This is a genomic window from Mycolicibacterium tusciae, from assembly GCF_002086795.1.
Taxonomy (GTDB): domain Bacteria; phylum Actinomycetota; class Actinomycetes; order Mycobacteriales; family Mycobacteriaceae; genus Mycobacterium; species Mycobacterium tusciae.
Genome location: NZ_MVIM01000011.1, coordinates 1 through 24836, shown reverse-complemented (window position 1 = coordinate 24836; position 24836 = coordinate 1). Strand labels below are relative to the sequence as shown.

General features: G+C 66.1%; 24 protein-coding genes. 15 read left to right on the top strand and 9 right to left on the bottom strand.

The genetic code is table 11. The features are described 5' to 3' along the window. The first annotated feature begins 15 nt into the window (after positions 1-15). From echA20 to BST47_RS19565, 5 genes are all read left to right on the top strand, one after another. On the top strand, positions 16-768 hold the full coding sequence (echA20, locus tag BST47_RS19585) for a (7aS)-7a-methyl-1,5-dioxo-2,3,5,6,7,7a-hexahydro-1H-indene-carboxyl-CoA hydrolase (RefSeq protein WP_083127314.1): 753 nt from the start codon (positions 16-18) through the stop codon (positions 766-768). Then, the gene (gene ipdA, locus BST47_RS19580; RefSeq protein ID WP_083127313.1) at positions 765-1640 is read left to right on the top strand and encodes a cholesterol ring-cleaving hydrolase subunit IpdA; all 876 of its coding nucleotides are present in this window, start codon (positions 765-767) and stop codon (positions 1638-1640) included. The genes echA20 and ipdA overlap by 4 nt, the downstream gene beginning before the upstream one ends. Next, positions 1637-2383, top strand: a complete 747-nt coding sequence (ipdB, locus tag BST47_RS19575; RefSeq protein ID WP_083127312.1) for a cholesterol ring-cleaving hydrolase subunit IpdB — start codon at positions 1637-1639, stop codon at positions 2381-2383. The genes ipdA and ipdB overlap by 4 nt, the downstream gene beginning before the upstream one ends. Then, positions 2383-3447: a (3aS,4S,5R,7aS)-5-hydroxy-7a-methyl-1-oxo-octahydro-1H-indene-4-carboxyl-CoA dehydrogenase gene (gene ipdC / locus BST47_RS19570; RefSeq protein WP_083127311.1), complete on the top strand. Its 1065-nt coding sequence runs from the start codon at positions 2383-2385 to the stop codon at positions 3445-3447. Before ipdB ends, ipdC begins: the two co-directional genes overlap by 1 nt. An 83-nt stretch (positions 3448-3530) precedes the next feature. Beyond that, positions 3531-4475, top strand: coding sequence for a DUF1214 domain-containing protein (locus tag BST47_RS19565; RefSeq protein ID WP_083127310.1), 945 nt, complete (start codon positions 3531-3533; stop codon positions 4473-4475). A 3-nt stretch (positions 4476-4478) separates the two neighbouring features. Here BST47_RS19565 and BST47_RS19560 read toward each other — a convergent pair whose 3' ends face one another. Genes BST47_RS19560 through BST47_RS19545 form a run of 4 tightly spaced genes read right to left on the bottom strand, consistent with a single transcriptional unit; the run spans position 4479 to position 9057 of the window. Further along, entirely contained in the window at positions 4479-5843 is a 1365-nt protein-coding gene (locus tag BST47_RS19560; RefSeq protein WP_083127309.1) for a WS/DGAT/MGAT family O-acyltransferase, read from the bottom strand. Between the two features lie 45 nt (positions 5844-5888). Continuing rightward, positions 5889-6662, bottom strand: a complete 774-nt coding sequence (locus tag BST47_RS19555) for an SDR family NAD(P)-dependent oxidoreductase (RefSeq protein WP_083127308.1) — start codon at positions 6660-6662, stop codon at positions 5889-5891. Continuing rightward, positions 6659-7561 (bottom strand): alpha/beta fold hydrolase, encoded by a 903-nt coding sequence (locus BST47_RS19550; RefSeq protein WP_083127307.1) that lies wholly within the window; start codon positions 7559-7561, stop codon positions 6659-6661. The genes BST47_RS19555 and BST47_RS19550 overlap by 4 nt, the downstream gene beginning before the upstream one ends. Further along, positions 7558-9057 (bottom strand): flavin-containing monooxygenase, encoded by a 1500-nt coding sequence (locus BST47_RS19545; RefSeq protein ID WP_083127306.1) that lies wholly within the window; start codon positions 9055-9057, stop codon positions 7558-7560. Before BST47_RS19545 ends, BST47_RS19550 begins: the two co-directional genes overlap by 4 nt. 132 nt (positions 9058-9189) lie before the next feature. Here BST47_RS19545 and BST47_RS19540 point away from each other — a divergent pair, with 132 nt between their 5' ends. Genes BST47_RS19540 through BST47_RS19525 form a run of 4 tightly spaced genes read left to right on the top strand, consistent with a single transcriptional unit; the run spans position 9190 to position 13039 of the window. Beyond that, positions 9190-10437, top strand: a complete 1248-nt coding sequence (locus tag BST47_RS19540) for an Rv1453 family transcriptional regulator (RefSeq protein ID WP_083127305.1) — start codon at positions 9190-9192, stop codon at positions 10435-10437. 49 nt (positions 10438-10486) lie between these two features. After that, a complete protein-coding gene (locus BST47_RS19535; RefSeq protein ID WP_420094048.1) occupies positions 10487-11134 on the top strand; it encodes a SatD family protein in 648 nt (215 codons plus the stop codon). Further along, positions 11131-11868, top strand: coding sequence for a hypothetical protein (locus BST47_RS19530; RefSeq protein ID WP_083127303.1), 738 nt, complete (start codon positions 11131-11133; stop codon positions 11866-11868). Before BST47_RS19535 ends, BST47_RS19530 begins: the two co-directional genes overlap by 4 nt. Before the next feature lie 55 nt (positions 11869-11923). Then, on the top strand, positions 11924-13039 hold the full coding sequence (locus tag BST47_RS19525; protein ID WP_083127302.1) for an NDMA-dependent alcohol dehydrogenase: 1116 nt from the start codon (positions 11924-11926) through the stop codon (positions 13037-13039). 3 nt (positions 13040-13042) lie between these two features. Here the strand turns inward: BST47_RS19525 and fadA6 are convergent, their stop codons facing one another. The 4 genes from fadA6 to ipdE1 are packed head-to-tail and all read right to left on the bottom strand — an operon-like array spanning position 13043 to position 16759. Continuing rightward, positions 13043-14191 carry a steroid 3-ketoacyl-CoA thiolase FadA6 gene (gene fadA6, locus BST47_RS19520; protein WP_083127301.1) on the bottom strand — a complete coding sequence of 383 codons (1149 nt, stop codon included), beginning with the start codon at positions 14189-14191 and terminating at the stop codon, positions 13043-13045. Next, complete coding sequence (gene kstR2 / locus BST47_RS19515) at positions 14191-14796, bottom strand: TetR family transcriptional regulator KstR2 (protein WP_083127300.1); 606 nt, start codon at positions 14794-14796, stop codon at positions 14191-14193. The genes fadA6 and kstR2 overlap by 1 nt, the downstream gene beginning before the upstream one ends. Continuing rightward, the gene (ipdF, locus tag BST47_RS19510) at positions 14793-15581 is read right to left on the bottom strand and encodes a (5R,7aS)-5-hydroxy-7a-methyl-1-oxo-2,3,5,6,7,7a-hexahydro-1H-indene-carboxyl-CoA reductase (RefSeq protein WP_083127299.1); all 789 of its coding nucleotides are present in this window, start codon (positions 15579-15581) and stop codon (positions 14793-14795) included. The genes kstR2 and ipdF overlap by 4 nt, the downstream gene beginning before the upstream one ends. Next, positions 15581-16759, bottom strand: a complete 1179-nt coding sequence (ipdE1, locus tag BST47_RS19505; protein ID WP_083127298.1) for an acyl-CoA dehydrogenase IpdE1 — start codon at positions 16757-16759, stop codon at positions 15581-15583. Before ipdE1 ends, ipdF begins: the two co-directional genes overlap by 1 nt. Before the next feature lie 47 nt (positions 16760-16806). Here ipdE1 and fadD3 point away from each other — a divergent pair, with 47 nt between their 5' ends. The 6 genes from fadD3 to BST47_RS19475 are packed head-to-tail and all read left to right on the top strand — an operon-like array spanning position 16807 to position 23324. Continuing rightward, complete coding sequence (gene fadD3 / locus BST47_RS19500) at positions 16807-18372, top strand: 3-((3aS,4S,7aS)-7a-methyl-1,5-dioxo-octahydro-1H-inden-4-yl)propanoate--CoA ligase FadD3 (RefSeq protein ID WP_083127297.1); 1566 nt, start codon at positions 16807-16809, stop codon at positions 18370-18372. Between the two features lie 8 nt (positions 18373-18380). After that, positions 18381-19514, top strand: a complete 1134-nt coding sequence (locus tag BST47_RS19495; protein WP_083127296.1) for an acyl-CoA dehydrogenase family protein — start codon at positions 18381-18383, stop codon at positions 19512-19514. A 4-nt stretch (positions 19515-19518) separates the two neighbouring features. Then, the gene (locus BST47_RS19490) at positions 19519-20484 is read left to right on the top strand and encodes an acyl-CoA dehydrogenase family protein (protein WP_083127295.1); all 966 of its coding nucleotides are present in this window, start codon (positions 19519-19521) and stop codon (positions 20482-20484) included. Beyond that, positions 20481-21422, top strand: coding sequence for an acyl-CoA dehydrogenase IpdE2 (gene ipdE2 / locus BST47_RS19485; protein WP_083127294.1), 942 nt, complete (start codon positions 20481-20483; stop codon positions 21420-21422). The genes BST47_RS19490 and ipdE2 overlap by 4 nt, the downstream gene beginning before the upstream one ends. A gap of 10 nt (positions 21423-21432) precedes the next feature. Next, positions 21433-22173 (top strand): phosphate/phosphite/phosphonate ABC transporter substrate-binding protein, encoded by a 741-nt coding sequence (locus tag BST47_RS19480; protein ID WP_234809783.1) that lies wholly within the window; start codon positions 21433-21435, stop codon positions 22171-22173. Then, a complete protein-coding gene (locus BST47_RS19475; protein WP_083127293.1) occupies positions 22170-23324 on the top strand; it encodes a pyridoxal phosphate-dependent aminotransferase in 1155 nt (384 codons plus the stop codon). The genes BST47_RS19480 and BST47_RS19475 overlap by 4 nt, the downstream gene beginning before the upstream one ends. Here the strand turns inward: BST47_RS19475 and BST47_RS19470 are convergent. Continuing rightward, positions 23321-24742 (bottom strand): HNH endonuclease signature motif containing protein, encoded by a 1422-nt coding sequence (locus BST47_RS19470; RefSeq protein WP_083127292.1) that lies wholly within the window; start codon positions 24740-24742, stop codon positions 23321-23323. The two genes, BST47_RS19475 and BST47_RS19470, sit on opposite strands and share 4 nt — an antisense overlap. Positions 24743-24836: the final 94 nt, after the last annotated feature.

Genomic DNA, 24836 nt, shown 5'->3' with positions numbered 1-24836 from the left:
AACCGAGGTATCCGCATGACGATCACCACCAAGACGGTCGAACCGGGCATCGTCTCGGTCACCGTGGACTATCCGAAGGTCAACGCGATTCCATCGCGCGGCTGGTTCGAACTCGGCGACGCGATCACCGCGGCCGGCCGCGACCACAGCACCCACGTCGTGATCCTGCGCGCCGAGGGCCGCGGCTTCAACGCGGGTGTGGACATCAAGGAGATGCAGAACACCGAGGGCTTCACCGCGCTCATCGACGCCAACCGCGGTTGCTTCCACGCGTTCCGCGCCGTGTACGAGTGCGAGGTGCCCGTGGTCGCCGCGGTCAACGGCTTTTGCGTCGGCGGCGGCATCGGGCTGGTCGGCAATGCAGACGTCATCGTCGCGTCCGACGACGCGACCTTCGGCCTGCCCGAGGTCGAGCGCGGGGCCCTGGGTGCGGCGACGCACCTGTCGCGACTGGTGCCGCAGCACATGATGCGACGGCTGTTCTTCACCGCGGCCACCGTCGACGCCGCGACTCTGCACCACTTCGGTTCGGTGCACGAGGTCGTACCGCGCGACGATCTCGACGAGGCCGCACTGCGGGTGGCACGCGACATCGCCGCCAAGGACACCCGCGTCATCCGCGCGGCCAAGGAAGCGTTGAACCTCATCGATGTGCAGAGGGTGAACTCGAGTTACCGCATGGAACAGGGCTTCACGTTCGAGCTCAATCTCGCAGGCGTGGCCGACGAGCACCGCGACGCGTTCGCGGGGACGAAGAAGGGCAAATGAGCGACAAGAGAACAACTTTGGACGAGGCCGTCTCGTCCATCGAGAGCGGTATGACCATCGGCATCGGCGGCTGGGGGTCGCGGCGCAAGCCGATGGCGTTCGTTCGCGCGCTGCTGCGCACCGACGTGAAGGACCTGACGGTCGTCACCTACGGCGGTCCCGACCTCGGCCTGCTGTGCTCGGCAGGCAAGGTCAAGCGCGTCTACTACGGCTTCGTGTCGTTGGACTCACCACCGTTCTATGACCCGTGGTTCGCCAAGGCCCGCACCAGCGGCGCCATCGAGGCCCGCGAGATGGACGAGGGCATGGTGCGCTGCGGTCTGCAGGCCGCCGCACAGCGCCTGCCGTTCCTGCCGATCCGCGCCGGGCTGGGCAGCGACGTCCGCGCGTTCTGGGGCGACGAGCTCAAGACGGTGAAGTCGCCCTACCCCACAGGAAATGGCTTCGAGGAACTGATCGCCATGCCGGCGCTGAACCTCGACGCCGCATTAGTCCACATGAATCTCGGTGACGCCCACGGCAATGCCGCATACACCGGCATCGACCCGTATTTCGACGACCTGTTCCTGATGGCAGCGCAGCAGCGGCTCTTGTCCGTCGAGCGGGTGGTGCCGACGGAGGAGTTGATCAAGGCGGTGCCGCCGCAGGCCCTGCTGATCAATCGGATGATGGTCGACACCGTGGTCGAGGCACCCAACGGTGCTCACTTCACCACGGCCGAACCCGACTACCGCCGCGACGAGAAGTTCCAGCGGCATTACGCCGAGGCGGCGGGTTCCGACGAAACGTGGCAAGACTTCGTCACGACGTATCTGTCCGGCAGTGAGGCCGACTATCAGGCCGCCGTGCGGAAGTTTGGAGAGAGCCAGTGATGTCAGTGACCCGTGCCGAGGTATGCGCCGTCGCGTGCGCCGAATTGTTCCGCGACGCAGGCGAGATCATGGTCAGCCCGATGGCGAACATGGTGTCGATCGGGGCCCGGCTGGCGCGCCTGACCTTCTCCCCCGACATCCTGCTGACCGACGGAGAGGCCCGGCTGCTGGCCGATACCCCCGCGCTCGGTGCGGCCGGGGCGATCGAGGGCTGGATGCCGTTCGGCCGTGTCTTCGAGACGCTGGCCTGGGGTAGGCGCCATGTCGTCATGGGTGCCAATCAGGTTGACCGCTACGGCAATCAGAATTTGTCGGCGTTCGGCCCGCTGCAGCATCCGACCCGCCAGATGTTCGGCGTGCGCGGCGCTCCCGGGAACACCATCAACCATGCGACGAGCTACTGGGTTGGCAATCACTCCAAGCGGGTGTTCGGCGATTCCGTCGACATAGTATCCGGAATCGGCTGGGACAAAGTCGATCCCGACAACCCCGCCTACCGGTTCGTCAACGTTTTTCGGGTGGTTTCCAACCTCGGAGTCTTCGATTTCAACGGACCCGACCACCAGATGCGCGCGGTGTCGCTGCACCCCGGCGTCGAGGCCGAGCAGGTCGCCGAGAACACCTCTTTCGAGGTGCACGGCCTCGGGGAGGCCGATACGACACGGCTGCCCACCGAAGAGGAACAGAAGCTGATCCGCGAGGTCATTGATCCGAAGTCGCTACGGGACAAGGAAATACGATAATGGTCAAGCTGCGCACTCCGCTGACCGAGCTGGTCGGCATCGAGCATCCGGTGGTGCAGACCGGCATGGGCTGGGTGGCGGGTGCGCGGCTGGTGGCGGCGACCTCCAATGCCGGTGGGCTCGGCATCCTGGCATCGGCGACCATGACCCTCGAGGAGCTGGCGACCGCCGTCGCGAAAGTGAAGGCCACCACCGACAAGCCGTTCGGCATCAACATCAGGGCCGACGCCGGTGACGCGAATGAGCGAATCGACCTGCTGATCCGCGAAGGCGTGCGGGTGGCCTCGTTTGCGCTGGCGCCCAAACCCGACCTGATCGCGAAGCTGAAAGACGCCGGGGTGGTGGTGATTCCGTCGGTCGGCCTGGCGAAGCACGCCAAGAAGGTGGCCGGTTGGGGTGCCGACGCGGTGATCGTCCAGGGCGGCGAGGGTGGCGGCCACACCGGTCCGATCGCCACCACGCTGCTGCTGCCGTCGGTGCTGGATGCGGTCGACATTCCCGTCGTCGCGGCGGGCGGATTCTTCGACGGCCGCGGACTCGCCGCGGCGCTGTCGTACGGCGCGGCCGGCGTCGCGATGGGCACGAGGTTCCTCCTGACGTCGGATTCGACGGTGCCCGACGCGGTCAAGCAGCGGTACCTCGAGGCGGCACTGGACGGCACCGTCGTATCGACGCGGGTCGACGGTATGCCGCACCGGGTGCTGCGTACCGGGCTCGTGGAGAAACTCGAAAGCGCTTCGCGCCTGCGGGGCTTCGCCGCGGCGGTCCGCAACGCGCAGAAGTTCAAGAAGATGTCCGGCATGACATGGCGTTCGATGATCAGCGACGGCCTGGAGATGCGGCACGGCAAGGAACTCACGTGGGCGCAGGTCGTCATGGCGGCCAACACCCCGATGCTGCTGAAGGCCGGCCTCGTGGAAGGCAACACCGACGCGGGTGTGCTGGCTTCGGGCCAGGTCGCGGGCATCCTGAGCGACCTGCCGTCATGCGCCGAACTGGTCGAGTCGATCGTCGGCGACGCCGTGAAGCACCTGACCGAAGCCTCTTCCTTCATTCAGTCGTAATGCAGCCGGAGGCACGCACCGCACGCTGATGGTGTTCGGTAATTCTGCGGGCGCATGTCGAACATGCGCGAGATACTTGTGGAATGCACGTCAACGTCGACAATTTCGTCCGAGCAGAGACCGACCGAATGTTCGCCGACATCCAGAGGGATGCAGGCGGGATCGACACATTCCGGCACAATCGCGAACCTGCCCCCGTCGACCAACAGACCGTGATCCGCCTCAATCGCGACACCCTTTACAGCTTCGCGATCGTTGACATATCCGCCGGCGCCGCCTTGACACTTCCCGACTCCGGCGAACGCTATCTCTCGGCGATGATCGTCAACCAAGACCATTTCATCAACGCCGTATACCACGACGCCGGCACCTACCGACTCACCGTAGATCAGTTCCACACGCCGTACGTGCTTGTGGCCGTGCGCATCCTCGTCAACCCCCTCGACGAGGGCGACCTCGCCGAAGTCGCCCAACTTCAGGACGCACTGAAACTCGAATCCGGCTCCGGCAAACCGTTCGGGTACCCCGACTACGACGCCGCGAGCATGGACGCCACCCGCGATGCGTTACTCGCGCTGGCCAAGGGCCTGCACGCTTTCGATCGCACCTTCGGTGCCCGCGATCAGGTCGACCCCATCCGCCACCTCATCGGGACAGCCGCCGGATGGGGTGGACTCCCGACCGAGGAAGCCACCTATATCGGCGTCGACCCGGCGCCGTCTGACCACGTCCAGACGCTGACGTTGCGTGATGTTCCGGTCGATGGATTCTGGTCGGTCTCGGTCTACAACGCACGGGGATTTTTCGAGCCGAACGAACACGATCAGTACACCGTCAACAGCGTCACCGGCATCAAGAATCCGGACGGCTCGGTCACAGTCCGGTTCGACCCCAACGGATCCGGCGACAAACCCAACACCATCGCGACACCCGAAGGATGGAACTTCCTGGTCCGGCTTTACCGGCCACGCGCCGCAATCCTCGACGGAACCTGGCAGCTGCCCGACCTGACCCCGGCAACTGACTGAATGCTAAGTGGCGGGTCCGCCGGCTTCCAGCGCCGCGAGGCTGTCCTCGAGGTGGCCGAGCAACCGCTGCAAGTGCGCAACGTTTCGTCGGCAGCCGATCAACCCGAACTCCAGGTTGTTCCCGTAGCTGAGCACGGTGATGTTCAGCGACTGCCCCTCGATCGGCATCGACACCGGATACCACCCCTCCAATTCGGCCCCCTGCCAGTACAACCGCTCCCGCGGACCGGGCACATTCGAGATCACCACGTTGTATGGCGGCGGCGCGGCCGAGCCGAACCCTGGCATCGCATTGAGGGCGGTCGGTCCGAACGACGTCAACATGCCGATCGTCGACAACTGCAGCGGAGTGCGTCCCTGCATCGTCTGCTTGGCCGCGAGCATCGACGCCTGAATGCGGCCGAGTCGCTCGCCGGGATCGGCGATGTCACTGGCCAGCCGGCACAGCACCATCGTCACCGCGTTACCGTCAACGTCGGTGCGTGGCAGCGCGACCGGCACGGCGGCCACCAGTGACTTCAACGGCAACCGGTCCTCGGTATGCAGGTACGCGCGAAGCGCTCCCGAACACATCGCCAGCACGACGTCGTTGAGGGTGGCGTCATACCGCTTGGCCACCAGCTTGATCCGCTCGATCGACCAGGATTGGGCCGCGAAACGGCGGGCACCCGTCAGCGGCCGGTTCAGCACGGTCTTGGGTGCGCTGAACGGCAGCGCGGCATCGGGATTACGAACCCCCTTCACCGCGACGTCGGCGACGGTGGGCAATACGCCCCCGATGTTGGTGGCCAGTGCCCCAGCCCGGGCCAGCGGCGCGGCGGAAACCGCGACGGGCGCGTCCACCGCCACGGTGGGCCGCGGCCCCGGCGACCACAGCGCGCCTAGCCGGCCAGTGGGTTTCACTGAGAGCATGCGCCTCGTGTTGCGGACCGCGTTCACCCCGTCGGTTAGCGCATGGTGGACCTTGGCGTAGACGGCGAATCGGTTGTCGTCCAGTCCCTCGATCAAATGGAACTCCCACAGCGGACGGTGCCGGTCGAGCAGCGTGCCGTGCAACCGGGACACCAGGGCGAGCAGTTCGCGGACCCGGCCGGGACGTGGCAGCGCAGAGTGCCGCACGTGGTAGTCCAGGTCGACGTCCTCGTCGTCGGTCCACCGCACCGCACCGAGCGCGCCGGGCCAGGACGGCTTGCGCCGATACATGGGGGCCAGTTCGGTGCATTCGAGCAGCCGTTGGTGCAGCGTCTGCACGTAGTCGGCCGGGGCGTCTTCGGGCAGCCGGAAGATATGTAGCCCGCCGACATGCATTGGGTGCTCACGGGTTTCGGACGCCAGGAACATGGCATCGAGGGGCGCGATGATCGTCATGATGGGTGCTCCGGTTTGCTCTTGAGTTTGTCTTTGATGAAGTACTCAGGTGAGGCGCATGCCGCCGTCGACGGTCAACTCGCTGCCGGTCATGTAACTGCTCGCGTCCGAGGCGAGGAAGACCAGCGCGGCGGCCAGTTCGTCCGGATCACCCATCCGCCCCATCGGCAGCCGGTCGTCGAGAAGCCCTTGCGGCAACGCGGCGACCATGTCGGTCGGGAAGAACCCGGGAAGTAGCGCATTGACGCGAATTCCCCTGCGCCCGCTCCACTGTCGAGCCAGCGAACGGGTCAGGCCCAGGACCGCGGCCTTGGAGGTGCAGTACGCCGTGGTCGGGATGTCGAGCGTGGTGTAGGCCATGATGCTGCCCACGTTGACGATCGACGATCCGCGCGGCATCACCGCCGCCGCCCCCTGCGCGAGTTCGAAACAGGCGGTGACGTTGACGTCGAGCACCCGGCGGAAGTCCTCGACTGCCAGCCGTGACGCGGGGGCGTGGTCCTCGACGCCGGCGTTGTTCACCAACACGTCGATGCGGCCGAATCGGCCTACTGCGGCGTCGACGACAGAGCGGCAGCCGTCGGCCGCGGCCACGTCGACAGCCACGGCGAGGCCCTCACGGCCCGCGGCGCCGACGAGTTCGACGGTCTGTTCCAGTCGGTCCCGACGACGTCCGACGGCGACGATGTCTGCGCCCGCTTCGGCGCACGCATGGGCGAAGGCGACCCCGAGGCCCGAGGAGGCCCCGGTGACGACGACGACCTTGTCGTCGAGCCGGAACCGGTCCGATAGCGCCCGGCCGGCGGCAACCGTGGTCATTGGGTCACACCAGCCGCCGACTCGGCGGCGTTCCGGACGATCAGGTCGACGATCCGGCCGATAACCCCAGGCGCGACGTCGTGGCCCATGCCGGCGATGGTGACGTGGCGGGCGCCGTGGATCGCCGCGGCGGTCGCCGCCCCGCCGCTGGGCGCCACGATCAGGTCGCGGTCGCCGTGGATCACCATCGTCGGGGCGGTGACGTTACGCAGTTCGGCGGTGCGGTCACCGGATTTGAGTATCGCGTTCACCTGGCGCGCGACACCCTCGCCGGCCGCCTCCCGAAGCCCACGATCCCAGGCCCGGGCCGCGTACTCGGCCGCGCCGGCCTTGTCGATTGGGTAACCGGTGCCCGCCAGGTGGCCCATCAACTTGACGTGCTTGCCGATGAACTCGGCGCGGTTGCGTGCTCCGGGGTTGACCATGCGCAACTGCGTCGAGACGGCGGTCTGGCCGACCCGCTTGGCCCCGGTCGTGGAGAAGATCGTCGTCAACGACGCCGTCCGGGCGGGATGGCGGGCGGCGATCGTCTGCGCGATCATGCCGCCCATCGACATTCCCACCACGTGTGCGCGGTCGACGCCGAGATGATCGAGCACCGCGATCGCGTCACCCGCCATATCCGCCAGGTCGTACCCGTCCCGGCGGTGGCGGCGCAGCGCCCGGCGCAGCAGCCCCGGCGGCGGTGTTGTGGCCGGACTGGTCCTGCCGACGTCGCGGTTGTCGAACCGGATCACGTAGAAGCCCTGTGCGACAAGGCTATCGATCATGTCCTGCGGCCACGAGGTCAGGTCCAGCGTGAGCCCGGCGATCAGCAGCAGCGATGCGGCAGACGGGTCACCGTCGGTGCGATAGCACACCTTCCGATCGACACCGGCCCGGCAGAATTGGTCGTTCATGCGGTCACCGCCATCGCGTGCGCGGCCGCAACCGGGTCGTTGGTGTCGAACTGCAGGTTGGGGTCCAGCACCGAATCGCTGCGCAGGAGTCTGACGTCCGCGGTGTAGCTCGACGACATCATCCACGGGGCACCGTCACCCTGCCTGGGCATGAGATCCAGCGCTCGCTTGACATAACCGGCGGAGAAGTCCAACAGCGGCCGACCCTCCATCTCCGGGTCGCCGATCTCGGGACGTGCGGTGTCGAATCCGTTGTCGTCCATATGGGTCAGCAGCCGGCAGAAGTGCTCGCACAGCAGTCCGACCTTGAGCGTCCACGACGAGTTGGTGTAACCCACGGCGAACGCGAAGTTCGGCACGCCCGAGAGCATCATGCCCTTGTAGGCGAACGTCTTGGCGAAGTCGACCTGCTCACCATCCACACTCAGGCTCACCCCACCGAACATCTGCAGGTTCAAACCTGTTGCGGTGACGATGATGTCGGCATCGAGATGCTCACCGGACTCCAGCTGGATCCCGTTCTCGGTGAAGGTCACGATGCGGTCGGTCACAACGGATGCGTTGCCGTCGGTGATCGCTTTGAACAGGTCGCCATCGGGCACCGCGCACAGGCGCTGATCCCACGGGTTGTAGGACGGGTTGAAATGTGTGTCGACCGGATAGCCTTCGGGCAGCCGCTTGGCGTTCAGGTGACGGATGAGCTTGCGGGCCGGCGCAGGGAAGGTCTGGCAGAACTGGTACACCGCACGTTGTTTGACGATGTTCTTGCGGCGTGTGAGCGCGTACCCGCGCTTGTCACCGAGCATCTTCTTAGCGGTGTTGGCGAACACGTCCTTCGTCGGGGTCGGCATGATGTAGCTCGGCGAGCGCTGCAGCATCGTCACGTGCGCGGCCTTGTCGGCCATCGCAGGCACCAGCGTGACCGCGGTCGCGCCGCTGCCGATGATGACCACCTTCTTGTCGGTGTAGTCGAACGCCTCCGGCCAATGCTGCGGGTGCACAATCTGACCGTTGAAGCGGTCACGACCTTCGAACTCCGGGGTGAATCCCTCGTCGTAGCGGTAGTAACCGCCGGCCATGAAGATCCAGTTCGCGCTGAATTGCAGCAGCTCTGCGGTCTGGGCGTGCTCGACGTCGACCGTCCAGCGGGCCTCGGCGCTCGACCAGGCCGCGGCCAACACCTTGTGGTGGTAGCGAATTTGCTTGTCGATGCGGTTCTCAGAGGCGGTCTCGCGCAGGTAGGCCAGGATCTTGTCGGCGCTGGCGATGGCGTCGTCGTCGCGCCAGGGCTTGAACTCGTAGCCGAAGGTGTGCAGGTCGGAGTCCGAGCGGATCCCCGGGTAGCGGAACAGGTCCCAGGTGCCGCCGGAGGCGCCGCGCGCCTCCAGGATCGCGTAGCTGCGGTCCGGATGATCCTTCTGCAGGTAGTAGGCGGCGCCGATGCCGGAGATGCCGGCTCCGACGATCAGTACGTCGACGTGTTCGGTGTGGACCATGACTGTGACTCCTGTCGGTGCGTTGATGCGATGTGACAATCGTCGCCTTGCCGACAGCTCCAACCAACGTCAAAATGACCCAATATCGGCTAGCTCTTGGTGCAGTCTGCACCGCGGCCCTACAGTGGCCAAATGGCATGGAAAGAACCCTCAGCGCACGTCAGGGACCTGATCCGGCGGTGCGCGCAGGTCGTTGTCAATGCCCAACCGGAATGGCTCGCCGAACTCGACGCGGGCGTCCTCGGAGCCAACCCGACGATCGCCTCGGACCCCGAGCTCGCGGCGGCGGTCAGCGTCAGCAACCGGGCCAACATGTATTTCTGGGGCACGGCCAACGTGCGCGACCCGGGCGCGCCTGTACCCCCGAACACCGGACCCGAACCGATGAACATCGCTCGGGAGCTGGTTCGCAGGGGTCTCAACGCGTACGTCTTGGACGCCTACCGAGTGGGTGAGGGGGTGGCCTGGCGACGCCTCATGGAAATCGCGTTCGAATTGACCTCGGACCCGGCCGAGCTTCACGAACTACTCGATGTGTGCTCACAGTCGATCAGCGCGTTCATCGACGCCACCCTGGCGTTCCTCGCCGCGCAGATGGAATTAGAGCGCGACGAACTCACCCGCGGCACCCACGCCGAGCGCCGCGAAACCATCGCGCTGATCCTCGAGGGCGCACCGATTCCCCGCCGACGCGCCGAAGACCGGCTCGGCTACGCACTGACCGGTAGCCACACCGCCGCGGTCATCTGGAGCGTCAACCCGGACCGCGACCTGGCACGGCTGGACCGGACGGCTGAGGCTTTCGGACTTGCGGCCGGCGGGGCGCGCCCGCTGAGCGTGCTGGCCAGCACGGCCACCCGATGGGTGTGGGCGCACGGCGGCGGCACTGTCGACACCGACACGCTGCTCCGGTCGATATCGACCATGCCCGACGTCCGGATTGCAATCGGACCGACAGCTGACGGGATGGATGGCTTCCGGCGCAGCCACTTCGACGCCCTCAGCACTCAGCAGATGATGGCGCGCCTGCACTCACCACAACAGATGGCGATGTTCGCCGACATCGAACTGGTCGCGTTGATCACCGCCGATGCCGACCGCGCCGCCGCTTTCGTCAATCACGTCCTCGGCGCCTTCGAGTCCGCGAGCACCGAAATGCACGACACGGTAAGGACTTACGTCGTCGAGCAGTGCAATGCCTCGCGCACCGCGACCCGGCTCTACACGCACCGCAACACTCTGCTCCGTAAGCTGTCCCGCGCCGACGAACTGCTGCCCCGCCCACTGGCCGAGTCCAGCGTCGATGTCGCCGTTGCGCTCGACGTGCTGCGCTGGCGAGGTGGCCAGCCCGCAAACCTGCCGACGATCCGCGCCCGATGAAGAATATTGCTTAATTTTGCCCTAGTGAAGCTATACTGTTCATATGGCCATGATGGAGGTATCAGCTTCATCAGATGTGCGAGCGACGATCATCGGCGACGTCGTCGGATCCCGGCGAGTCAGCGACCGCACAGCCCAGCATCGTGCTCTGAATCAGGCGTTGCGCGACATCGGTGCGGGCGCGATCGATCCGCCGGCATTCACAGTCGGCGACGAATTCCAGGGTAGTTACCGCAGCGTCGGTGCGGCGATCGACGCCGCACTGTCCATCAGGCTTGCCGTCGCGACCCACATCGATGTCCGATTCGGCATCGGCTGGGGCGCGGTGTCGGTGCTCGATCCCGAGCGCGGTATCCAGGATGGTCCGGGTTGGTGGGCCGCGCGTGAGGCGATCGAGTGGACGGCCGCCGCGCAACGGCAGCCCGGCCTGGCCATGGTTCGCACGTCGTTCCGGGTCAACGGCGTTGACCGCACCGACGCCGACGCCATCAACGCCGCCCTGCTGTGTCGGGACCATCTGCTTGGATCGCTGGACGACCGATCGATACGGATAGTGAAGGGCCTGTTGACCAACCAGACGAAGAAGGACATCGCCGCCGCCGAGGGCATCAGCGCATCGGCGGTGTCCCAACGCGCCGGGCGTGACGGCCTTGACTTGATCGTCGTCGCATCGCAATACCTGCGTGGTGTCCCGTGAGCGCACTGGCGGTGATGCTGATCGCGATGGGCATCGCCGATCTGACGCGGCGGTTGACCGACCGGTCCTGGGTGCCGCCCGTCGTCGCGGTGGCTGTGGTCATCGGGTCTGCGGCGCTTGCCGGGCTGTGGCACCCCCGCGACATCGTGCTGCTGGAGATCGCCATCGCGGCGAGCGTCACGTGGGTCGTGCTGTGTGCGCGCTCCGAGCGAACCGGCGACAGCCAGCTGGCTCCGCTGGTCGTGTTCGCCGCGGCGGTCGGTCTGCTGATTCTGTTGTCGGGCTTGGGGTCTGAAGCAGGGGGCCTGGTGCGGCGATGGTCGACGTGGGTCGACCTGCCAGGAATCGCAGACCTGGAAACCGACCGGATACTCATGGTCGTCGCGGTGGTGCTCCTGCAAATCGTGACCGGTAACCAGTTGGTGCGGCTCGTCCTCGCCTCGGTCGGTGCGGTGAAGCCCGCCGGCCAACCGCAGGCATCGGATCGACTCAAGGGCGGTCGTCTGCTTGGCCCGATGGAACGGCTGCTGATCCTCGGGCTCGGGCTGGCCGGTCAGCTCGCGGCCGCCACCGCGGTGGTCGCGGCCAAGAGCATCATCCGGTTCCCGGAAATCAATGCGCAGAAGACCCGTGAGAACGGGCACATCGGGATCGATGACGTCACGGAGTACTTCTTGGTCGGCAGCTTCGCCAGCTGGATCGTGGCACTGGGCGGGCTGGTTCTCGCGCAGTAAACAGTGAGCCTTTCGATCCAGCCCAATCCGCGTCCCAGTTTCCTAAACTCGGCCCATGAAGACGAACGCCGCCATGCTGTGGGGACTCAACGAACCGTGGAGCGTCGAGGAGATCGATCTCGATGGTCCGCAGGAAGGCGAGGTTCTCGTCGCGTTCGAGGCCACCGGGTTGTGCCATTCCGACCACCATGTCCAGACCGGTGATCTGGCTGGCGTGACACTTCCGATGATCGGCGGGCACGAGGGTGCCGGCGTCGTGCAGGAGGTCGGCCCCGGCGTGAAGGACCTCAAGCCGGGCGACCACGTGGTGGCGTCCTTCCTGCCCGCGTGTGGCCGCTGCCGCTGGTGTGCCAGCGGACACCAGAACCTGTGCGATATGGGCGCAATCATCCTGTTGGGCCTGCAGGCGGACGGCACGTACCGGCGCCGGGCAAAGGGCAAGGACGTCGGTGTGATGGTCGGCGTCGGAAGTTTCTCCGAACTGAGCACGGTGTCGGAGACCTCGTTGGTCAAGGTCGACGACGACCTGCCGCTGTCGCGCGCGTGCCTGCTGGGCTGCGGGGTGATGACGGGCTGGGGGTCAGCCGTCAACACCGCCGACGTGACTCCCGGTGACACCGTCGTGGTCATCGGATGCGGGGGTATCGGCAGCGGTGCGATTCAGGGTGCCAGGCTGGCGGGCGCCGAGCACATCGTCGTCGTTGACATCGTGGAATCCAAGCGGGACAAGGCGTTCGAGTTCGGCGCCACCCATTTCGTGACGTCGATGCCGGAAGCCATGGAGTTGGTCGCCGATCTGACCCGCGGCGTGATGGCCGATTCCGCGCTGCTGACGGTCGGCCTGCTCAAGGGCCCGATGATCAACGAGGCGATGGACATCATCCGCAAGGGCGGCGCGGTGGTGATGACCGCCATCGCGTCGATGGCCGACGTGACGCCGACCCTGCCGATGGCGATGGTGACGCTGTACCAGAAGCGGCTGCTGGGCAGCCTTTACGGCGAGGCGAATCCGCGCGCGGACATTCCGCGGCTACTCAACCTCTACCGCGACGGCAAGCTTCTGCTCGACGAGACGGTCACCGCGGAGTACAAGCTGGCTGACATCAACGAGGCCTACGACGACATGCTCGCCGGCCGCAACATCCGCGGGGTGATCGTCCACAACCACTGACGGTCAGAGGCGCTCGATGATCGTGACGTTGGCGGTGCCGCCGCCCTCGCACATCGTCTGCAGACCGTAGCGACCGCCGGTGCGCTCCAACGTGTTCAGCATCGTCGTGAACAGCTTGGCGCCCGTCGCACCGAGCGGGTGACCGAGCGCGATCGCGCCACCGTTGGGGTTGACCTTCGCGTGGTCGACGTCGAGCTCTTTCATCCACGCCATCACGACGGGTGCGAACGCCTCGTTGATCTCGACGGTGTCGATGTCATCCATCGTCAGGCCGGTCTTCTTCAGCGCGTACTGGGTGGCGGGGATCGGCCCGGTCAGCATGAACACCGGGTCGGCACCGCGGGCGCTGATGTGGTGGATGCGGGCGCGCGGCTTCAGATTATGAGCCTGCACTGCGTTCTCCGATGCGAGCAGCACCGCGCTGGCGCCGTCCGAGATCTGGCTGGCCATCGCGGCGGTCAGCCGACCGCCCTCGACAAGGGTCTTGAGGCCGGCCATCTTCTCCAATGACGTGTCGCGTGGACCTTCGTCGATGGCGAAACCGTCGACGCCGATGATCTCGTTCTCGAAGTGCCCGGCCCGGATCGCCTCCTGAGCGCGCTGATGGCTGATCAGTGAGAACTCCTCCATCTCCTCACGCGAGAGGTTCCACTTCTCGGCGATCAGCTCCGAACCACGGAACTGCGAGATTTCCTGGTCGCCGTAACGGTGCAGCCAGCTCTTGGATTCGTTGGTCGGCGAGGTGAACCCGAACTGCTCGGCGACGGTCATGGCCGACGAGATCGGGATCTGGCTCATGTTCTGCATTCCGCCCGCCACGATCAGGTCGGCGGTACCGGACATGATCGCCTGCGCGCCAAAGGAAATGGCCTGCTGGCTCGACCCGCACTGGCGGTCGACGGTGACGCCCGGCACCTCTTCGGGGTATCCGGCGGCCAGCCATGACAGCCTGGCGATGTTGCCTGCCTGGGGTCCGATGGCGTCAACGCAACCGGCGATGACGTCATCGACGGCGCCGGGGTCGACGTCGACGCGGTCGAACAGTCCGCGCCACCCGGCGGCGCCCAGATCGACGGGATGCACGCCCGACAGACCGCCGTTGCGCTTGCCCACAGCGGTGCGGACAGCTTCGATGACATATGCCTCAGGCATTACTCGACTCCTTCTTTGGTGATCCCACCGAGAACTATGGATAGGTACTGTCGGCCGACCTCTTCGGCCGTGAGCGGTCCGCCCGGCTGATACCAGCGGACCGAAACCCAGGTGGTGTCGCGGATGAACCGGTAGACCAGGTCGACGTCGATGTCGGGCCGGAAGTACCCGTCTTGGACGCCCTGGTCGAGCAGGTCCAGCCACATCTTGCGCTGCTCTTGATTGCGTTTCTCGACATAGGAGAACCGCTCCTGGCCCGCGAGCCGCTTGGCCTCGTCCTGGTAGATGACGACCTGCGCGTGCCGGTGCTCGATCGCCTCGAACGACGCCATGAACAGGCCTTTGAGCCGCTCCAGCGGATTGGGTTCTTCTGCGACGATCTGCTCGTACCGATCGAACAGCCAGTCCAGGAAACCACGCAGCACCTCGTCGACCATCTCCTCCTTCGACGAGAAGTGGTGATAGAGACTGCCGGACAGGATTCCGGCCGAGTCGGCGATGTCGCGCACCGTCGTCGCCCGTAGTCCACGCTCGGCGAACATCGTCGCGGCGAGCTCGAGGAGCTCGTCGCGCCGTGTCTGTCCAGCGGGACTTTCGGCACTCATGCCCGTTGGCTCGACACCGAAATCACTTCTCCAGTCAGGTAACTGGAGTAGTCGCTGGCCAGGAACGCGATGGTGGCGGCGATCTCCCATGGCTCGGCAGCCCGGCCGAAAGCCTCGCCCTCCGAAAGTCGGTCCAGCAGCTCTGAACTGCTGACCTTTTCCAGGAACTTGTGCCGGGCGATGCTCGGTGAGACCGCGTTGATCCGAACGCCGTGCTCGACGGCTTCGATTGCGCTGCAGCGTGTCAGCGCCATCACGCCTGCCTTGGCGGCGGCATAGTGCGACTGAGAGTGTTGCGCACGCCAGCCGAGGACGCTGGCGTTGTTGACGATCACACCGCCGTGGTCGGCGTCGCGGAAATACCGCAGCGCGGCGCGCGTCGCACGCATGACCGACGTCAGGGTCACGTTCAGGACGCGGTCCCACTCCTCGTCGGTCATGTCGACGACGGGCGTCTCGCCGCCCAGACCGGCGTTGTTGACCAGCACGTCGAGCCGTCCCATTCGGGCGGTCGTCGACGAGATCAGCGCGTCGACCTGCGCGGTGGACGTCACGTCGCACACCACGCTCTCGACACGACCGAGGCCGAGTTCGAGGAGCTGATCGCGGGTTTCACCGAGGCGCCGCTCGTGGTGGTCGGAGATCACGACGTCGGCACCCTCGGCCAGCGCGCGTCGTGCGACCGACGAGCCGATGCCGGTGCCTGCGGCAGCGGTCACCACCACGACCTTGTCGGTCAGAAGTCCGTGGCCCTCAATCTCTTTCGGCGCGTCGGCCAGAGTCATCAGCCCTTCACCTCACGGGGTAGGCCGAGCACCCGCTCGGCGATGATGTTGCGCTGGATCTCGTTGGAGCCGCCGTAGATCGTGTCCGCCCTGGAGAACAGGTACAGCCGCTGCCATTCGTCGAAGCCGCCGTCGGTCAGCGTCAGGCCATCGCGGCCCAGCACCTCCATTGCGATCTCGCCGAGCTCACGATGCCAGTTGGCCCACAACAGTTTCGAGACGTTGTCTTGACCGGGTCCCATGTCGCCGCCGGGGCGGCTCCCGTGCTGCCCGAGGTCCATGGTCGCCAGCGCGTAGGACCGCATGGTGCGCAGACCGGCCCACGAACGGGTGAGCCGCTCGCGGATCAGCGGATCGTCGGCTGCGCCGTTGCGCTTGGCGAGCTCGGCGACGCCGGAAAGCTCACGGGCGTACTCGATCTGCTGGCCAAGCGTCGACACGCCACGCTCGAACGTCAACAGTCCCATGGCGACTCGCCAACCGTCGCCCGGCGTCCCGACCACCAGATCGGCCTCGGTGCGCGCGTCGTCGAAAAACACCTCGTTGAACTCGGAGTCCCCGGTCAACTGCACGATCGGCCGCACCTCGACACCCGGCTGATCCAACGGCACCAGAAGGAAGGACAGTCCGGCGTGACGCTTGGAACCCTTCTCGGTGCGGGCGACGACGAAGCACCACTGCGCCCAGTGCGCCAGCGATGTCCACACCTTCTGCCCGTTGATCACCCACTCGTCGCCGACGAGCTCGGCGGTCGTCGACACGTTCGCCAGATCGCTGCCCGCGCCGGGTTCGGAGTAGCCCTGACACCACAGCTCGGTGACATCGAGAATCTTGGGCAGGAAGCGCTGCTGCTGCTCTGGGGTTCCGAACGCAATCACCGTCGGCCCGAGCAGTTCCTCTCCGAAGTGGTTCACCTTCGCGGGCGCGTTCGCGAGGGCGTACTCCTCGTAGAACGCGACGCGGTGCGCAACGGTCAGGCCGCGGCCGCCGTGCTCCTCCGGCCAGCCGAGACATGTGTAGCCGGCGGCCGCGAGATGCTGGTTCCATGCGCGTCGTTCCTCGAACGCCTCATCCTCGCGACCCGGGCCTCCGAGGCCTTTGATCGCGGCGAATTCGCCGGTGAGATTCTCGGCGAGCCAGTCGCGGACCTCGGCCCTGAACTCCTGGACCTCTATCACCCCTGTAGGCTAACCTACCAAGCACTTGCTTTGTTAGAGGAGCATCGATGACGGACCGTTCGAGGACCATTCCGCAGGTCCTGGATCGGATTGCTGACCAGTTCTCGGACCACGACGCGCTGGTCACGACCGCCGGCGGTGCCGGCAATCCAGCCGGAGATCGTCAGCTGACTTACGCGCAGTTGCGCACCGAGGTGCGCCAGGCCGCCGCAGCCATGATCGACCTGGGCGTGCAGGCCGGGGACCGGGTCGCGATCTGGTCGCCCAACACCTGGCATTGGGTGGTCGCGTGCCTTGCCACGCACTATGCCGGCGCTGTGGTGGTGCCGCTGAACACCCGCTACACCGCGAGCGAGGCCACCGACATTCTCGCCCGCACCGCCGCTCCGGTGCTGTTCGCGGCGGGCGAGTTCCTCGGAGCCGACAAGGCCGCATCCATCGATCGGGGTTCCCTGCCCGACTTGCGGCACGTGATTCGCGTCCCGATCGAGCAGGCCGACGGTACGTGGGACGAGTTCGTGGCGCGCGGGACCAACCTGGCGGCGGTCGACGCGCGCGTCGCCGCGCTGACCCCCGACGACGTCTCCGACATCCTCTTCACATCCGGCACCACCGGTCGCAGCAAGGGCGCGCTGTGCGCGCATCGCCAGTCGCTCGACGCGCCCGCGGCGTGGGCCGCCTGCGGACAGCTCACGAGCGCCGACCGCTACCTGTGCATCAATCCGTTCTTCCACAACTTCGGCTACAAGGCCGGCATCCTGGCGTGCCTGCAGACCGGCGCGACGCTCATCCCGCAGCTGACGTTCGACCCGGAGAAGGCGATGGCCGCGGTGGCCGAACACCGCATCACCGTGCTGCCCGGTCCGCCGACGATCTACCAGACCCTGCTGGACCATCCGAAGCGCGGCGACTACGACCTGACATCGCTGCGATTCGCGGTGACCGGCGCGGCGACGATCCCCGTGGTGCTGATCGAACGCATGCAGACCGAACTCGACATCGACATCGTGCTGACCGCGTACGGCCTGACCGAGGCCAGCGGGTTCGGCACGATGTGCCGCGCGGAGGACGACGCGGTCACCGTGGCCACGACGTGCGGGCGCCCGATCGCCGACTTCGAACTGCGCATCGACGACCCGTCCGACGACGGCTCGGGTGAGGTGCTGCTGCGCGGGCCCAACGTGATGCTCGGATACCTCGATGATCCCGAAGCCACCGCCGCCGCCATCGATTCCGACGGCTGGCTACACACCGGTGACGTCGGCCGATTGGACGAGCGCGGAAACCTGACGATCACCGATCGGCTCAAGGACATGTACATCTGCGGCGGATTCAACGTCTATCCCGCCGAGATCGAACAGGTGCTGGCGCGCCTCGACGGCGTCGCCGAGTCGGCCGTCATCGGGGTGCCCGACGATCGCTTGGGCGAGGTCGGCAAGGCGTTCCTCGTACTCAAGCCAGGCGCGGAACTAGACGAAGAACAGGTAATCACTTACACGCGTGAGCATCTCGCGAACTTCAAGGCGCCACGCTTTGTGGAGTTCCTCGAAGTGCTGCCGCGTAATCCGGGCGGCAAAGTGGTCAAGCCAGTTCTCCGCGGGATGCGGAAATAGGAGCACTGATGGATCTCAATTTCGACGACGCGACCTTGGACTTCCAGTCCGAGGTCCGCGAATTCCTCTCGGCGAACAAGGACAAGTTCCCGACCAAGTCATACGACACCGCCGAGGGCTTCGAACAACACCGGACCTGGGACAAGGTGCTCTTCGACGCCGGCTTGTCGGTGATCACGTGGCCCGAGAAGTACGGCGGCCGCGACGCATCGCTGCTGCAGTGGGTGGTCTACGAGGAGGAGTACTTCCGCGCGGGCGCGCCCGGCCGCGCGAGCGCCAACGGCACGTCGATGCTCGCGCCGACCCTGTTCGCGCACGGCACCCAAGATCAGCTCGACAGAGTGTTGCCCAAAATGGCCAGTGGCGAAGAGATCTGGGCGCAGGCCTGGTCGGAACCCGAGTCGGGCAGTGACCTGGCGTCGCTGCGGTCCACCGCCACCAAGACCGACGGTGGCTGGTTGCTCAACGGCCAGAAGATCTGGAGCTCGCGGGCGCCGTTCGGCGAGCGTGCGTTCGGGTTGTTCCGCTCGGATCCCGAGGCGCAGCGCCACAAAGGGCTGACGTACGTCATGTTCGATTTGAAGGCCGACGGGGTCACGGTGCGCCCGATTGCCCAGCTGGGCGGCGACACCGGTTTCGGGGAGATCTTCCTCGACGACGTGTTCGTGCCTGACAACGACGTGATCGGTGAGGTGAACGAGGGCTGGCGTGCCGCAATGAGTACGTCGAGCAATGAGCGCGGGATGTCGCTGCGCAGCCCGGCGCGCTTCATAGCGCCCGCCGAAAGACTGGTGTCCCAGTGGAAGGCACTGCAAGCCGATTCCGCTGAGCACTTCGTCGACCGGGTAGCCGACGCATGGATCAAGGCGCAGGCCTACCGGCTGCACACGTTCGGCACCGTGACCAGAGTGAGTGGCGGCGGTGAACTGGGCGCCGAATCGTCGGTGACCAAGGTGTTCTGGTCGGACCTCGACGTGGCGATCCATCAAACCGCGCTGGACATGCGCGGCGCCGACGCCGAGCTGGTCGACTCGTGGACCGAAGGTCTGCTTTTCGCACTGGGCGGCCCGATCTACGCGGGCACCAACGAGATTCAGCGCAACATCATCGCCGAGCGCCTACTGGGCCTGCCGCGGAAGTAGACACATGAACTTTGAGATTGACGAACAGCAGCGCGACTTCGCCGCCAGCATTGACGCCGCACTCGGTGCGGCCGACATGCCCGCCGCGGTGCGCGCGTGGGCCGCGGGCGACCCCGCGCCTGGCCGCAAGGTGTGGGCACAGCTGGCCGACCTGGGTGTGACAGCCCTGATGGTGCCCGAGAAGTTCGACGGGATCGACGCGCACCCCGTCGACCTGGTGGTCGCTGCCGAGCGGCTCGGCCGGTGGTGCGTTCCCGGCCCGGTCGCCGAATCGATCGCCGTGGCACCGGTTCTCCTTGCCAGCCACGATGACGGGGCCGAACGGAGTGCAGCGCTGGCGGCCGGTGAGCTTATCGCCACCGTGGCGATGCCCCCGCAGGTGCCGCGGGCGGTGGATGCCGACACCGCAGGTCTGATTCTGGTGGCGGCCGATGGAAAGGTCAGCGACGGCACCGCGGGCGAGCAGGTGGAATCCGTCGACCCGAGCCGAAAGTTGTTCAACGTCAGCGTGTCCGGTGACGGCCAGGCCGCCGATGTGACACGCGCATACGAGTTCGGCGTGTTGGCGACTGCCGCGCAGCTGGTCGGGGCAGGGCAGGCGCTGCTCGACATGTCGGTCGAGTACGCCAAGCAGCGCAGCCAGTTCGGCACGGTGATCGGTACGTATCAGGCAATCAAACACAAACTCGCCGACGTACACATTGCCCTCGAGCTGGCTCGGCCCCTGGTCTACGGGGCGGCGCTTTCGGTGGCCGATCAGACGCCGGAGACGGCGCGCGACGTCAGTGCCGCCAAGGTCGCCGCGTCGGACGCCGCGCTGCTGGCCGCCCGCTCTGCGTTGCAGACCCACGGCGCGATCGGATTCACGCAAGAGCATGACATGTCGCTGTCGCTGTTGCGGGTGCAGGCACTGCGTTCGGCGTGGGGCGATCCCACGCTGCACCGGCGACGGCTTCTGGAGGCATTGTGAGCGAAGAACGGGAACTGCTGCGGGGCACGGTAGCCGCACTGGTCGAAAAGCACGCGTCGCCCGAGGCCGTGCGGCAGGCGATGGAGTCCGAGCGAGGTTTCGACGAGTCGCTGTGGAAGTTGTTGTGCGAGCAGGTGGGCGCCGCCGCTCTGGTGGTACCCGAGGAGCTCGGCGGTGCTGGTGGTGAGCTCGCCGATGCCGCCGTCGTCCTCGAAGAGCTCGGCAAGGGCCTGGTGCCGACGCCTCTGCTCGGCACGACGCTGGCTGAGCTGGCGCTGCTGACCGCCGAGCAACCCGACGCCGAAGCGCTGGAAGAACTCGCGGCCGGTACCAAGATCGGCACCGTCGCGTTCGATGCGAATTTCGTGATCAGCGGCGACGTCGCCGACATCGTGATCACCGCTGACGGAGAGCGACTGAAGCGGCTGTCGGAGTTCACCGCGAACCGCGTCGACACCATGGATCCGACGCGTCGGCTGGCCCGCATCGAACCGCAGAGCGATACCGAGATCGGCGCCGACCCGGGGCTGGCAGATACGGCGGCGATCCTGCTGGCCGCCGAGCAGATCGGAGCGGCCGCGCGGTGTCTCGATCTCACCGTCGCCTACACCAAGGACAGGGTTCAGTTCGGCAGGCCGATCGGCAGCTTCCAGGCACTCAAGCACCGGATGGCCGACCTGTATGTCGCGGTGCAGTCGGCGCGCGCGGTGGTGAATGACGCGGTAGCCGAACCGTCGCCGACATCAGCGGCGCTGGCGCGTTTCTCGGCGAGCGAAGCGTTCTCCAAGGTGGTCGGCGAGGCGGTCCAGATGCACGGCGGGATCGCCATCACGTGGGAGCACGACATTCAGCTGTACTTCAAGCGAGCGCACGGCAGCGCGCAACTGCTCGGACCGCCCAGGGAGCATTTGCGCAGGCTCGAGTCCGAAGTGCTCTAACGTTGGCCACGTGACGTCGCTGACCTTCGTCCTGGACCAGAATCTCGGGTTGCCGACCAGCGATGAGCCGTGGAAGAGCATTCTCACCACGGCCGACATCGTCGCGAGCCAGACCGCCGATCTCGCCGCCATCGATGAGGCTCTCGCCCGACACCAACCGGACATCGCGTATGTGCCGACAGCCGACTTTCACCGGATCGTCCGAAGTGGCGACGACACCTACCGAGGACTGGCAATCGCCACCTCGAAGTTCACCGGCGATCCTCGTCAGACCAGCCTGCTCGTAGTCAGGGCCGACGACCCCGCGACGGGGTGGGCCGATTTGCAGGGCGCTGACTACGGATACATCAACACGGCCTGTACGTCGAGCTACTTCTCACCGGCGATTCTGTTGGCCAGGCAGGGCAAAGATCGGGATGAGTTCTTGCATCTAATCGCAGTCCCGGCGTGGCAAGGCCAGATCGATGCCGTTGTCTCCAAGCAAGTTCGGGCGACGATGGTCCTGGAGGATGTCTGGCGAGCAAGGCCAGAGAACGCCAAGGACACGAAGATCATCGGACAGTACGACAACTGCAAGCCACCGGTGGTGATCGCGCGCAAGGGACTGGACGACGGCACCCGCACAATGCTTCTCGACGCGCTGGTCGCGTGGGTGCCTGATTGGAGCGGCGTGTACGGCGGACTCAAGCCGTTCTATTACGCCGACGTGCACGGGTTCTTCCACGACCTCGATCAACTCCCGGCCCGATGAACGTCTCGTTGCGTGCCGGCATCCCGCCGTTCTACGTGATGGACGTGTGGCTGGCTGCGGCCGAGCGTCAGCGCAGTCACGGCGACCTGGTGAATCTCTCGGCGGGTCAGCCGAGTTCCGGCGCACCGGCGGCGGTGCGCGCAGCGGCGAAGGCAGCGCTGGATCATTCGGTGCTTGGTTACACGGTGGCCCTTGGTATTCCGGAGCTGCGGGCGGCGATCGCAGCGTCGTATCAGACTCGGCGCGGCCTGACGGTCGAGCCGGCAGACGTGGTGGTGACCACCGGTTCGAGTGGCGGCTTCCTGCTGGCGTTCCTCGCATGCTTCGACGTGGGCGACCGGGTGGCGATCGCGAGCCCCGGCTACCCGTGTTACCGCAATATCCTGTCGGCCCTGGGGTGTGAGGTCGTGGAGATCCCGTGCGGACCGCAGACGCGGTTCCAGCCGACGACGCAGATGCTGGCCGAACTCGATCCACCGGTGCAGGGCGTCATCGTCGCGAGCCCTGCCAACCCGACGGGGACGATTATTCCGCCAGAGGAACTGGCGGCGATCGCGTCCTGGTGCGAGTCGACTGGTGTGCGGCTGATCAGTGACGAGGTCTACCACGGGCTGGTCTATGAGGGTGCGCCCGAGACGAGTTGCGCATGGTCCACGTCGCGGCAAGCCGTTGTGGTGAACAGTTTTTCGAAGTACTACGCCATGACCGGCTGGCGGCTGGGCTGGCTGCTGGTCCCGCAGGAGTTGCAGCGGGCCGTCGACTGTCTGACGGGAAATTTCACCATCTGCCCACCGACGCTGGCACAGGTCGCCGCGGTGGCGGCGTTCACGCCGGAGTCGATCGCCGAGGCAGACGCGCTGCTGCATCACTACGCGAGCAATCGGACACTCCTGCTCGACGGACTTCGCGGCATCGGCATCGACAAACTCGCGCCGACAGATGGCGCCTTCTACGTGTACGCCGACGTATCGCACCTGACGGCCGATTCGCTGTCGTTCTGCTCGAAGCTGCTGGCGGATACCGGTGTCGCGATCGCGCCCGGCGTCGACTTCGACACGGTGCGGGGCGGATCGTTCGTGCGGCTGTCCTTTGCAGGCCCCGAGAGCGATATCGAGGAGGCTGTTCGCCGCATCGGCGCGTGGCTTGCCTAGAACGGTGGGGGCGAGTTGTTTTGTTCGCGTTCGGCTTTGATGCGCGCGGCGCGGTCTTGGGCTCGGGTGCGTTTGCGTTGGGGCATCATCACGGCCCGGTCGGTGCTGAACGTCTGGGGTTGCGGTGGGGCTGGCAGGTCCCCGGTGGTGGTGTCCCAGTCAGGGAAGTACGCCCGTGATCCCGGATGAGTCGTATACGTGCGACCGGTCGGCGACGTCCACACCGCGGCACCATCGGCTCTCAGTGTCAGCTCCCAATCCCCGGTCCAAAATGTTTTGAGCAGGTGATGTTTTCGACACAAACACACCAGATTAGATGCATGCGTGGCCCCCAACGGGTAAGGGATCACGTGGTCGATATCGCAGAACTCCGCCGCCGTGGTGCACCCCGGGAACCGGCACGTCAAATCTCGCGCCCGCACCCAGCGGGCGAGCTTCGCCGACGGCCGATACCCCGACTCGGGCTCCTCGGCCGGGGTGCACAAGGGTTGTAGTTTCGCGCCATCACGGAGCAACTCGGCCAGCAACGGTGTTGGCATCACCTCCGTCCCCGACAGGATCGCCGTGCCAAAGGATTTGGGGGTGGCAGGGGCCGGAGTCTTCAGGCCGTCGAGGGTGGCCTGATCGGTGTAGACGTTCACGACCACCGAGGACTTGGATGCCGGCTGGGCGGCCCGGGCCGGGCAGGACGGGCTGTCACACGCACACGGCAGGTGATCGTTGCCGTGGCTCCACGCCCCCACCGCCGCCGCGCGTCGCTCACCGGCGGTGCGCGGATCGTTCTCGCACACCGTGGCCACCATCGCGGTGATCTTCTTCTTCAACACCGCCGCATCAGCAGCCGACAATCGCCCCCACACCGACGTCGTCCCGTTCTCGTCCTCGCGATCCCCCACCACAAAATCGCGGGCGCGCGCCGCGGCCTTGGCCACCATCACCGCAGCCTCATCGAATTCCAGCACCAACGCATCCACCGCGGCGATCAGCTTGTCCTCGGCCAACGGACCCCACCCTCGCGCACGTTCGGCGATCGCGACATCGATGAGCGCCCACACCGGCGCCTCGGTGATGAACTGCGTACGCCAGGTGATCGCCGCGACCACCCGCGCACTGAGCTCACCACGACCAAACAACGCTGCCACCGCCGGCAGATGATCACACAACGCCTCAGCCATACGCATCTGACCCGAGGCCCTGCGGCTGCTGACGTTCATCGCCGCGGCCACCTCCGCGGCCGCGCAATCCCACCCATCACACGCCCACAACGCCCGCTCATCCTCATCACCAACACGACGACGCTTCAGTTCAGCGATCGCCGCCAACCGACGCGCCGAGGTCGCAGCTTCAGCTTTTGTCAGGTCCGCGATGGCCGCAACGACAGTGGCCTCGTCGACTCCCGCGAACTCTGACTCGAACATGTGTTCGACATTACATCGCTCCACTGACTCAAACTTCTTGTCATGTTCGTCGGGTTAAGACTGGCGGCATGTCAGAAGGAGTGTCAGATGACGA

Excerpts from the sequence above, each read along its gene's own strand:
- echA20 (WP_083127314.1), top strand. The coding sequence starts at position 16 with ATGACGATCACCACCAAGACGGTCGAACCGGGCATCGTCTCGGTCACC.
- ipdA (WP_083127313.1), top strand. The coding sequence starts at position 765 with ATGAGCGACAAGAGAACAACTTTGGACGAGGCCGTCTCGTCCATCGAG.
- ipdC (WP_083127311.1), top strand. The coding sequence starts at position 2,383 with ATGGTCAAGCTGCGCACTCCGCTGACCGAGCTGGTCGGCATCGAGCAT.
- BST47_RS19565 (WP_083127310.1), top strand. The coding sequence starts at position 3,531 with ATGCACGTCAACGTCGACAATTTCGTCCGAGCAGAGACCGACCGAATG.
- BST47_RS19560 (WP_083127309.1), bottom strand. The coding sequence starts at position 5,843 with ATGACGATCATCGCGCCCCTCGATGCCATGTTCCTGGCGTCCGAAACC.
- BST47_RS19555 (WP_083127308.1), bottom strand. The coding sequence starts at position 6,662 with ATGACCACGGTTGCCGCCGGCCGGGCGCTATCGGACCGGTTCCGGCTC.
- BST47_RS19550 (WP_083127307.1), bottom strand. The coding sequence starts at position 7,561 with ATGAACGACCAATTCTGCCGGGCCGGTGTCGATCGGAAGGTGTGCTAT.
- BST47_RS19545 (WP_083127306.1), bottom strand. The coding sequence starts at position 9,057 with ATGGTCCACACCGAACACGTCGACGTACTGATCGTCGGAGCCGGCATC.
- BST47_RS19540 (WP_083127305.1), top strand. The coding sequence starts at position 9,190 with ATGGCATGGAAAGAACCCTCAGCGCACGTCAGGGACCTGATCCGGCGG.
- BST47_RS19535 (WP_420094048.1), top strand. The coding sequence starts at position 10,487 with ATGATGGAGGTATCAGCTTCATCAGATGTGCGAGCGACGATCATCGGC.
- BST47_RS19525 (WP_083127302.1), top strand. The coding sequence starts at position 11,924 with ATGAAGACGAACGCCGCCATGCTGTGGGGACTCAACGAACCGTGGAGC.
- fadA6 (WP_083127301.1), bottom strand. The coding sequence starts at position 14,191 with ATGCCTGAGGCATATGTCATCGAAGCTGTCCGCACCGCTGTGGGCAAG.
- kstR2 (WP_083127300.1), bottom strand. The coding sequence starts at position 14,796 with ATGAGTGCCGAAAGTCCCGCTGGACAGACACGGCGCGACGAGCTCCTC.
- ipdF (WP_083127299.1), bottom strand. The coding sequence starts at position 15,581 with ATGACTCTGGCCGACGCGCCGAAAGAGATTGAGGGCCACGGACTTCTG.
- fadD3 (WP_083127297.1), top strand. The coding sequence starts at position 16,807 with ATGACGGACCGTTCGAGGACCATTCCGCAGGTCCTGGATCGGATTGCT.
- BST47_RS19495 (WP_083127296.1), top strand. The coding sequence starts at position 18,381 with ATGGATCTCAATTTCGACGACGCGACCTTGGACTTCCAGTCCGAGGTC.
- BST47_RS19490 (WP_083127295.1), top strand. The coding sequence starts at position 19,519 with ATGAACTTTGAGATTGACGAACAGCAGCGCGACTTCGCCGCCAGCATT.
- BST47_RS19475 (WP_083127293.1), top strand. The coding sequence starts at position 22,170 with ATGAACGTCTCGTTGCGTGCCGGCATCCCGCCGTTCTACGTGATGGAC.
- BST47_RS19470 (WP_083127292.1), bottom strand. The coding sequence starts at position 24,742 with ATGTTCGAGTCAGAGTTCGCGGGAGTCGACGAGGCCACTGTCGTTGCG.